7 protein-coding genes are annotated in these 10,045 nt (G+C 36.1%); 4 read left to right on the top strand and 3 right to left on the bottom strand.

What is annotated here, in order from left to right:
- Nucleotides 1-94 precede the first annotated feature (94 nt).
- Together CWS31_RS16750 and olsF are read left to right on the top strand one after the other, a co-directional pair.
- Nucleotides 95-925 (top strand): substrate-binding periplasmic protein, encoded by an 831-nt coding sequence (locus tag CWS31_RS16750; RefSeq protein ID WP_101344202.1) that lies wholly within the window; start codon nt 95-97, stop codon nt 923-925.
- Nucleotides 926-1,185: 260 nt separating this feature from the next.
- A complete protein-coding gene (gene olsF, locus CWS31_RS16745) occupies nt 1,186-2,943 on the top strand; it encodes a bifunctional ornithine lipid synthase OlsF (RefSeq protein WP_101344201.1) in 1,758 nt (585 codons plus the stop codon).
- 105 nt (nt 2,944-3,048) lie between these two features.
- On the opposite strand, the gene CWS31_RS16740 is transcribed toward olsF, so the two are convergent.
- On the bottom strand, nt 3,049-4,947 hold the full coding sequence (locus CWS31_RS16740; protein ID WP_101344200.1) for a hypothetical protein: 1,899 nt from the start codon (nt 4,945-4,947) through the stop codon (nt 3,049-3,051).
- A 435-nt stretch (nt 4,948-5,382) separates the two neighbouring features.
- Here CWS31_RS16740 and CWS31_RS16735 point away from each other — a divergent pair, with 435 nt between their 5' ends.
- Complete coding sequence (locus CWS31_RS16735; RefSeq protein ID WP_101344199.1) at nt 5,383-6,528, top strand: PQQ-dependent sugar dehydrogenase; 1,146 nt, start codon at nt 5,383-5,385, stop codon at nt 6,526-6,528.
- Nucleotides 6,529-6,780: 252 nt separating this feature from the next.
- Here the strand turns inward: CWS31_RS16735 and ppnP are convergent, their stop codons facing one another.
- Together ppnP and ilvC are read right to left on the bottom strand one after the other, a co-directional pair.
- Nucleotides 6,781-7,095, bottom strand: coding sequence for a pyrimidine/purine nucleoside phosphorylase (ppnP, locus tag CWS31_RS16730; protein WP_101344198.1), 315 nt, complete (start codon nt 7,093-7,095; stop codon nt 6,781-6,783).
- Between the two features lie 122 nt (nt 7,096-7,217).
- A complete protein-coding gene (ilvC, locus tag CWS31_RS16725; protein WP_101344197.1) occupies nt 7,218-8,699 on the bottom strand; it encodes a ketol-acid reductoisomerase in 1,482 nt (493 codons plus the stop codon).
- A 244-nt stretch (nt 8,700-8,943) separates the two neighbouring features.
- Between ilvC and ilvY the strand changes: the two genes are divergently transcribed.
- Complete coding sequence (gene ilvY, locus CWS31_RS16720) at nt 8,944-9,822, top strand: HTH-type transcriptional activator IlvY (RefSeq protein ID WP_101344196.1); 879 nt, start codon at nt 8,944-8,946, stop codon at nt 9,820-9,822.
- The last annotated feature ends 223 nt before the right edge of the window (nt 9,823-10,045 follow it).

Here is a 10,045-nt window from a genome sequence, read left to right as displayed (position 1 = left end):
ATCAAATGACAACTTTGAAGTGGAGTAATCGGCTTTAGCCGAAATGCTGGACTTTCAGTCCGCAGTTTTTTAACCCACCGTCTTTAGACGGTGGTTGTTTAGTATATATGCTTATAAGGCCTATTCGGTCGATATAATTAAAATAAAGCACCAACAACTTTCTAAAAATAAAGCCAAACATAACCTAGAAGTAATTCGTAGAGCGCTTAAAATTACTGAACCACAATATGGTCCTTTTGTATTAGAAAGAGTAAATATAAGAATGACTTCTGATAGAGAAGTGAAAATTGTTCAAAAAGGTAAAATTCTTAATGCCACAATAACACCCGCAAATGAATTAGCAGATAAAGCGCTTCTTCCTATACAAGTCCCCATCAGACTTGGCCTACTCAGCTATAGAGTGTTATTAATAAACAAAAACGATCTTTCTACTTTTGCACAAATCAGTAACCTGAACGATTTAAAGCAACAATCCGTCGGATTACTGCAAGGTTGGAAAACGGCTCAGATATATAAACAGAATGACATTGATTTGATAGAAACACATAATTACGAAGGGCTATTTTTGATGTTAAATAAGCATCGTTTCAATTACATACCTCGTGGGGTTTATGAAATTTTTGATGAAGTAGAAGGTCAAAAGTTAATATTGCCGAACGTTGTTATTGAACCAACTATCGTATTATTTATTCCAACCGTCACCTATTTATATGTTTCTCCTAAATATCCTCGATTAGCTAACCGTTTAAATGCGGGGTTACGTCAATTATTAGCAAGCGGCGAATTAAAAAGTTTACTATATCAATATTATGGTGAAGATATTAAACGAGCTAATATCAAAGGCAGAAACATAATAACCATACCTAACAGCTACTACAGCAAGGAAGGTAATGTTAACAAAGAGCATTTATTACACTTACATTAATATTACTAGAAAGCAAAAACCAACTTCTTTTATCTATACCCAAGCCACTTCTACTCACTCATTACATACCTATATCAACAACTATAACGCGGTAAAACAATATGCCGAATATGCCTTTTTTCTCCTTGTAATACTTTAGTAATATTTAATTCATCTTTTTGTCATTTAAAGCATCCAATATCTGTCGAGAATTCAATAAATACTATAACAAATAAAGGGTAGCTATACCCTAAACAGGGTGACGGACACCTTAAGGGCGAATGATGATCAATATCGACTCAATATTGAATAAACAATTACCAAATTTACAGCAAAGCCCAAGATTAGATAAAACAGTACGAACAGTATGTAAAAAGCTTTTACATGAAGATGAAATTAATAGCTTTTTAACAGATCATGCCCACATGGGAGCCAGTAACTTTTTGGACCATGTAATGCAACGACTGGGCTTAAGCTTTTTAGTAAACAATTGGGAGTTGGAAAACATTCCTACCTCTGGCAGAGTTATCATTGTCGCAAACCACCCACTTGGTTCTTTAGACGGTATAGCTTTGCTCAAAATGGTCAGCCAAGTACGTTCAGACATTAAAATAGTTGCCAATGAAATATTATCGAATATCAAACCGTTAGAAAGTTATTTTTTACCGGTAGACAACATGCAAGGCCGTGCCAAGAAAGAGCAATATCAAGCCATTGAACATAGCCTAATTGGCGAAGAAGCCGTTATCTTTTTCCCTGCAGGAGAAGTCTCTCGTTTTAGACTTGATGGTATAAAAGACAACCACTGGCGTACTGGTTTTTTACGCTTAGCTAAAAAAACACAATCTCCTGTTTTACCTGTGTATGTGGGTGGGAAAAATTCACGATTTTTTTACGGCTTATCTCTTTTATCAAAACCCGTTAGTATTTTATTACTGGTAAAAGAAATGTTTAGAAAAACTAAAATCACGGTGCCAATTACTATTGGTGAAATTATCCCTTTTAAACAAATTGATAAATTACCTAATAACTTACCCGTTAGTGCACAGCTGTTTCGTAAACACGTTTATGCATTAAAAAATATTGATAATGGGAAAGGGAAAAAAAGCCAAAATTTAGTTTTTGAAACAGAAAAACCCATTGCAGCCCCACAGCAACGTCAACATTTATTAACTGAGCTGGCTAAATGTGAAAGGCTAACAATCACCGAAGACGGTAAAGAAGCATATTTACTGATTGATGCCAAAGATACTTGCTTGTTAAATGAAATAGGCCGTTTGCGGGAATTGTCTTTCAGAACTGTCGGTGAAGGAACAGGTAACCGCATTGATACCGATGAATGCGATAATTATTATCACCACCTTATATTGTGGGATCCAAAAAACTTAGAGATAGTAGGGGCATATCGCGTATTACCTACCAAAGATATTGCTATTGAAAAGCTATACAGTAATACCTTGTTTGATTACCAAGAAAACTTTACCGAGATTAAACAAAACGGTTTAGAGTTAGGGCGTAGCTTTATACAACCTAAATATCGCGGTAAACGCAGCCTTGGATATTTATGGTGTGCTATTGGTGCTTATTTAAAAAACCGTCCGGAGCTACGCTACTTATTTGGACCTGTATCGATCAGTGCAGAATACAAAAAAGAACTACATCAATGGCTAGTTTTTTATTACTGTAAATATTATGGCAATAACGCTAATTCAGATCAGCCGGCTATAGCAAAAGCGAAATTACCTTTACTATTTACCGAAGCAGTCTACTTTGACTTAACAGAAGCGTTTGAGGGTTTAGATCATAAAGATGGATTTAAATTACTTAAAAATCACATTAAAACTTTTAATATGTCAGTACCGACATTATTAAAACAATACACTGACTTATGCGATCCGGGTAACGTTAGCTACTGTGCATTTAATATCGATCCATTATTTAATAACTGTATTGATGGGCTAGTAGTTGTTGATTCGTATAATGTATTACCAAAAAAAAAGGATAAGTATTTTCCAGGTAGGGTGTTTTGTAAAGAGTAATCACACTTGTTATAGAAGTAACTTACAATATGACATAAACACAGTTTTAAAAAACATAAAACAAGTCCTATAACATTAGTTATAGGACTTATAGAGAGGCTTTTCTTAACTATCCTTCGACTCTTTTGAGTTGTCTTTTAAATTTTCTTCTTGTCTTAAATAACCTGCCGCATCATCGTCTTCGTTAGATAAATAGGTTGTCGGATTCATCGCCCGCGTTTGTTGATTTAATTGATGAATTTGCGACGCATTACCTAAATCTCTTTCACTGGTAATTGAGGCAATAGATTCACGGTTTTTCAAGAATGATATAACATCATTTTTAATAGCTTTTAATTGCTCTTCGTCTTTATGCATTTCCAAAATATGGCGTGGGTGCTCAAGGTTTTGCATCCCTGTCGCTGCAAAAGTGGTAGAAACAATTTTAGACACAATAACCCAAGGGGTAATACTACTGCGAACTAAAGTGTTTTCAGAGCGAGTACTATCATGAATGCCTGTACCGGTAGATATTTTTGATTCGGTAAAAGTACCTTCACATTTAAAGTACACTAACAGTGATTCAAATTGCATTTCAGCAAAAAACAAATGCGCTGCTGTAGCTAATAATCGTCCAAAAGATTTAACTAAAAAGGCAAGTAATAATAAATGTAATGCCCCTACGACAAGATCAAGCAAAAGAGAAAAATTATTAGACTCAAACAACTCATTAGCGGTTGATATATTACTTGCTGAAGCCAAAGTATAAATATCAATAAGTTGATAAGCTAACAACATAGTAAATACTGACGCAATAAGATAGAAAATATTACCAGTAACCAAGGTGATTACGCGTACTTTATTAAATAAGTCACCTAAAGCCATTGGTTTCACATTAGGTTGTACTTCTTGAATCATCTCACCTTTAAAGCCACCTTTATCATCGGCTTGCTCTTGCAGTTGTGGATCAAGTTCTAAATAAACTCTATTTGGTACTTCCTTATAGCGACGGTTTGCCATCACTAAATTGTCTAAGTTAATAAAAATCTCATTAGGGTGAACAGATTCTTGCCAATTTTCGCGTAACTCAGAAACTTCTGTAATAGGATTAACTATGCTAAGTCTTTTATTTAATAAGACAAAAGCTAATAAGCTTGATAACGCGGCAATTAAAATTACCGCAAATAGGTACCAGCCAACATTCAAGCTTGGCATTTGATTAATGAAGTTTTCAATTTCAGCTTTCGGTAAGTTATTCGTCGACATTAACCACGATAAAGCAATACCAAAACTGATTGGCAGAATCACTGACAGTGAAATTATTTTAACTAAGGTTGTACTACCCAATGCTTCTATCTTTTTTTCTGCCGCTCTAACGATAGGCTTACCTGCACTGCGCCAAGTCATCAATAAATAAAGCATTAGAAAGAAAGAATAAAATGGGAATGCTAACTCTCCTGCTTCGCCGGCAAAACCATTCAAAGAAACAAAGGCAACAAGACCATATGCTAACAGCGAAATAATAGTACTTATCCATGCACTGATAATGCGTTGCGATACATTACGTATTGGGTAGGGTAAGAAAACAAGCTTTGGAATAAAACTATGAATTAAACGGGCAATAAAACCTATTGGTTCAACAAAAGTAGAGTTTTTACGTCCTACCAGCATTTCTTCAAGTTGCTTTTTGTTATAACCAACAATGTCTTTTTCGTCATTAGCCGCAGTAGTTTCTGACTTACTAAAATTATAAGCCAAAGACGTTGGATGATTTCTACCAACAAAAAAACGTAACCTAGCGTACACTCCACTTGCAACGGCAGTGATTCCGCCGGTTAAAATAAATATACCAAATACCATTAGTACCCAGCCGACCGTAGTATTTTCTTTCACAATACTCGCCGCGGTTAATAGCAGATATAAACCTAAAATAGTTTGTACTACACCTCTTACGGCGGTTACTAACCCTTCAGTTTTGAATGGATTTTTCAATCCTAGATCTATGGAGCCATAATCAAATGCCATAGGTTATTCCTTGTAGTTTAAAGACTTAATATAATTTATACCCAAGCCACTTGCAAAATGCTGATTTCCTGTATTTTAAGGCAGTTTGGATATATAAGCTTGTTGATGTTTCGTTAAATTCTCTTCAAACCTTTTTCTCACACTAGGTTATTACCTACATTTTAAATTACGTTAAAAAAACACATTGTTAAAATAAAGTGAACAAAATTAATAACTAACATCAACATTGAAATTTGTGAGCTTAAATATAGGCTATTTAGTTTTCCAAATGAAGACTTTTCCTTCGCTAACGAATGTTCTTTCACTAAAAGGCATACTATTAGGTAAAATGTACTTAATTTTTCGCTCAGACAGTTCTTAAAATATATCCAATCTACACTAACTGCTGTAGATTGTGGGGTAAACTAATGAAGATTGACTAACCAAGGAGAACCTATGAATTATCGCCAAGCTTTTTTATTCATCATCTTAAGTATTTTTTCTTTCTCTTATAGCGCTTCTGCCCAAGCTGACTCCATTGCTATGCTTGCAGATAATAAGTCGTACAAAACACAGGTACTGTGGTCTGATATTATGATTCCGTGGGGTATGGTGCAATTACCCGACGGACGTATGCTCGCAACCGAGCGCTCGGGAAAATTATGGCTATTATCCGAGAATAAACCATCAATTGAAATATCAGGTTTACCTGACGTTCATGCTAATGGCCAAGGTGGCTTACTTGATATTGCCCTTCATCCTGATTTTGCATCGAATAACCTCATATTTTTCACCTACGCAATTGAAGAAGATGATGATTCTGGCAGCAATACCGCGTTAATGCGCGCCAAGTTAGATGTTAAAAACAACAAGCTCGTTGATAAAAAACAGCTATATAAAGGCGAAGGTAATTCCAATAGCGGTACACATTACGGTAGCCGAATTACTATCTCCGATGAATATATTTATTTTTCCATTGGCGACCGTGGTCAACGCGACTTAAACCCGCAAGATATAAGCCGTGATGGCGGTAAAATATACCGTTTAAACCTCGATGGTACTATTCCTACAACCAATTCATTTTATAAAGATGCCAATGCTAAACAAGCTATCTACTCTTACGGTCATCGTAATCCTCAGGGGCTAGTTACACTTACTGATACTGACTCAAACAGCAAAAATAAAATATGGTCTCATGAACATGGGCCTAAGGGTGGCGATGAAGTAAATCTGATTGAAGCTGGCAAAAACTATGGCTGGCCAGTTATTAGTTATGGGGTAAATTATAGTGGCAGTAAATTTACCGATATCACTAAAAAAGCCGGTATGGAACAACCAAAATTATATTGGGATCCTTCAATAGCGCCGTCAGGCATGGCGTATATTACCAGTGATAAATATCCACAATGGCAAGGTAAAATTTTACTCGGCTCAATGAAATTTGCTCATTTAGTTTTACTCGATATTAATGATGACAAGGTAGTTAAACAAACTAAATTATTATCCGATGTTGGCGGTAGGGTCAGAAATGTTATTCAAGGAGCAGATGGTTATATTTATGTTGGCGTTGATGGTAAAGGCATTTTACGCATTGAGCCATAAAAATAAGGCATAAAAAAGAGATGTCTGAGCATCTCTTTTTCATTCTGTATTTGTACTAGTTATACCAGTTCCATTAATTAGGTGGTCTATTTTATAAATAGGTAAAATGACCAAATACAAAGCATTTATTTTTATAACTAGTCGTTTTAATTATTAAATAAATAACGCTGTAGTTGGGCGTTTTAACAAGTATAGGTGATCACATATTTATTAAGATTGGTATTAATGATTAATTAAGCGTTGAGCTTATGATTAATCAATGTAAGTACAACAGTAATCAACAATTGTTTTAGCTTTGATATCAAAAGAGCTGTTCGCGTCAACGTTAAATGACTCGCCGCCTTTGATTGTTTGCCATTCAGAAGCGCCAGCAAGTAAAATTTCACAATCACCCGCGGTAATTTCCATTAACTCTGCTTCTTTAGTACCAAAGTTGTATTCGCCAGCTTGCATAACACCTAACGTTTTAAAGCTACCATCTTTAAAAGTGATAGTGCGGCTTACTACTTTACCGTCGAAATATACGTTTGCTGCGCGGTTAATACTTACTTCATTAAAATCAGACATAGTGTCATCCTTATTGGGTTAAAAATTTAAAATAAAAAAGCGACATCCGATAATACTCAAATGCCGCCTTTTGTGATTCTATTTATGGAAAAAATTACTGAGATAAAAATTCAACAAGTGAATTATTTAGCGCTCGCAATTTTTTTCATGTCAGTCATGTAGCCACGAAGTGTTTTACCAATCACTTCAACACCGTGAGTACGGATAGCTTCGTTAACTTCAATTAAACGTGCGTTATCAACATTGTTTGAAGTTTCTTTTAAGCCTTCGCCTAATTGCTCTAGTGTTAAGTTAGAAGCATATTCTTCAAGCAATGGTACTGCAGCGTGAGTAAATAAGTAGTTACCGTACTCAGCAGTATCAGAAATAACAACGTTCATTTCGTGTAACATGTTACGTGCGATACAGTTAGCAATTAACGGAGTTTCATGAAGTGACTCGTAGTATGCCGATGCATTGATGATACCTGAATCAACCATTGCTTCGAATGCTAATTCAACACCAGCTTTAACCATAGCTACAACAAAAATGCCTTTGTCGTAGTACTCTTGCTCTGAAATCTCAGTAGTACACTCTGGTGCTTTCTCAAAAGAAGACTCAGCAGTTTCTGCACGCCATGTTAATAAGTTAACATCGTCGTTAGCCCAATCTTCCATCATAGTTGCAGAGAATCGACCTTCGATGATGTCATCCATGTGCTTTTGAAATAAAGGACGTAAAATTTCTTTAAGCTCTAAAGACATATCAAACGCTTTGATTTTAGCAGGGTTTGATAAACGGTCCATCATGTTAGTGATGCCGCCGTGCTTTAAGCCTTCAGTAGTAGTTTCGATACCGTACTGTAGTAATTTACGTGCGTAAGCTGCGTCCATACCTTGAGCAACTAATTGCTTGTGACCTAAAACAGCTGCAGTTTGTAACATACCACAAAGGATAGTTTGCTCACCCATAAGGTCTGACTTAACTTCAGCGATGAAAGATGATTCAAGAACACCAGCTCTGTCACCACCAGTTGCACTTGCGTATGCTTTAGCGATTGCTAAACCGTTACCTTGAGGATCGTTCTCAGGGTGAACAGCGATTAGTGTAGGAACACCAAAACCACGCTTGTATTCTTCACGTACTTCAGTACCTGGACACTTAGGAGCAACCATTACAACCGTGATATCTTCACGAATTTGCATGCCTTCTTCAACGATGTTAAAACCGTGAGAGTAAGCTAATGTAGAGCCTTTTTTCATAAGCGGCATAACAGCTGTAACAGCTGAAGTATGTTGCTTATCAGGAGTAAGGTTTAATACTAAGTCTGCTTGAGGAATAAGTTCAGCGTAGTTACCTACTGTGAAACCATTTTCAGTAGCCCACTGCCATGATTGACGTTTTTCAGCGATTGCTGCATCACGTAAAGCATAAGAAATGTTTAAGCCAGAGTCGCGCATGTTTAAACCTTGGTTTAAACCTTGAGCACCACAACCAACGATTACAATGTTCCAATCTTTGATGAAGTTACAACCGTCAGCGAATTCTGAACGATCCATAAAACGACACTTGCCTAATTGACCTAATTTTTCACGTAAACTTAACGTGTTAAAATAATTACTCATGAGTATTCCTATAATGTATGTACTTAGTGTTTGTAATTAACCATGTCTAGATGCTTGAAAGTCTTATTTCAATAGCATGTAAACACTTGCTAACTTGTATTTTATTTAGTCATTTTATCGACAATGCCAGCATCATACGCTAGTCAATGCGTTGCAAAAAGTGATATATTCGCATTACAGTATTGCAAAATACGCAACCACTGTGTTTTATTTAATCAAAATGAATGTAGCAGAGTAGAGCAATATGGATCAAAAAGCATTAGCAATGTTCACCCATTTAAGCCAAAGTTTACACTTTGGTAAAACAGCGCAAGCACATCATATTAGTCCTTCAACCTTAAGTCGTGCAATACAAAGGCTTGAGAATGAAGTGGGTGGCGATCTATTACATCGTGATAACCGAACTGTGGTGTTAACTGATGCGGGTAAAAAATTTAAAATTTACGCTGAACAGCAACTTGAGCAATGGCAAAGCTTCAAACAGTCACTCAATCAAAAACAATCATTACTAACAGGTAAACTGCATATTTACTGTTCAGTTACTGCTGCATACAGTCATTTACCCCCATTATTAGAGCGCTTTAGAGCTAGACATCCATCTGTAGAAATAATGCTCACTACAGGAGATGCTTCAGACGCCCTTGAAAAAGTGCAAAATCAGTCGGTAGATTTTTCTATTGCTGCAACGCCAGAGCATTTACCACGCAGTGTCTACTTCCATCATCTTGACACTATTAATCTTGCAGTTATTGCCCCAACAATGAAGTGTAAAGTACAGCAACAATTGTGTGAAAAAGTCATTTCATGGTCAGAAATTCCGATCATATTGCCAGATTATGGTGCTTCTCGAAAACGTTTCGAGCTTTGGTATCGTAAAAAACAACAAGGTAAACCGAATATTTACGCAACTGTGTCAGGCCATGAAGCATTAGTTAGTATGGTAGCGCTTGGTTGTGGCGTCGGTATTGTGCCGCAAGTAGTTGTTGATAATAGTCCAGTAAAAGACCGCGTACATAACTTGGTAGATGTTGGTGAAGTAGACACTTTTGAGTTAGGAGTATGTTGCTTGAACCAGTCAAAGTCACAACCGTTGGTTAAAGCTTTTTTTAGTGCTATTGATTAACCTTATAAAATTTGGCTTCGATTAGTCGCATCTTTACACCACGGTAATCAATAACAAGACTTTTTAGCCATAATTCATTTACAACCATAAACTTAAATGCATTTTATAGCCGACTTTACTCATATTTATGTTTCAAAATGAGGGAAGGTTATTTAGATAATACCAATCTGATTAAGTTTCTTCTCAACTCAGAGCTATATTCGATACTCATTAACAAGGCAAA

The organism is Colwellia echini (genome assembly GCF_002843355.2).
Lineage (GTDB): Bacteria > Pseudomonadota > Gammaproteobacteria > Enterobacterales > Alteromonadaceae > Colwellia > Colwellia echini.
The sequence above is the reverse complement of the archived record's forward strand: the minus strand, read 5'-3'. Positions and strand labels throughout refer to the sequence as shown.

Bases quoted from the DNA above. Each gene is read 5' to 3' on its own strand.
- CWS31_RS16740 (WP_101344200.1), bottom strand. From the start codon at position 4,947: ATGGCATTTGATTATGGCTCCATAGATCTAGGATTGAAAAATCCATTC.
- ppnP (WP_101344198.1), bottom strand. From the start codon at position 7,095: ATGTCTGATTTTAATGAAGTAAGTATTAACCGCGCAGCAAACGTATAT.
- CWS31_RS16735 (WP_101344199.1), top strand. From the start codon at position 5,383: ATGAATTATCGCCAAGCTTTTTTATTCATCATCTTAAGTATTTTTTCT.
- ilvC (WP_101344197.1), bottom strand. From the start codon at position 8,699: ATGAGTAATTATTTTAACACGTTAAGTTTACGTGAAAAATTAGGTCAA.
- olsF (WP_101344201.1), top strand. From the start codon at position 1,186: ATGATGATCAATATCGACTCAATATTGAATAAACAATTACCAAATTTA.
- ilvY (WP_101344196.1), top strand. From the start codon at position 8,944: ATGGATCAAAAAGCATTAGCAATGTTCACCCATTTAAGCCAAAGTTTA.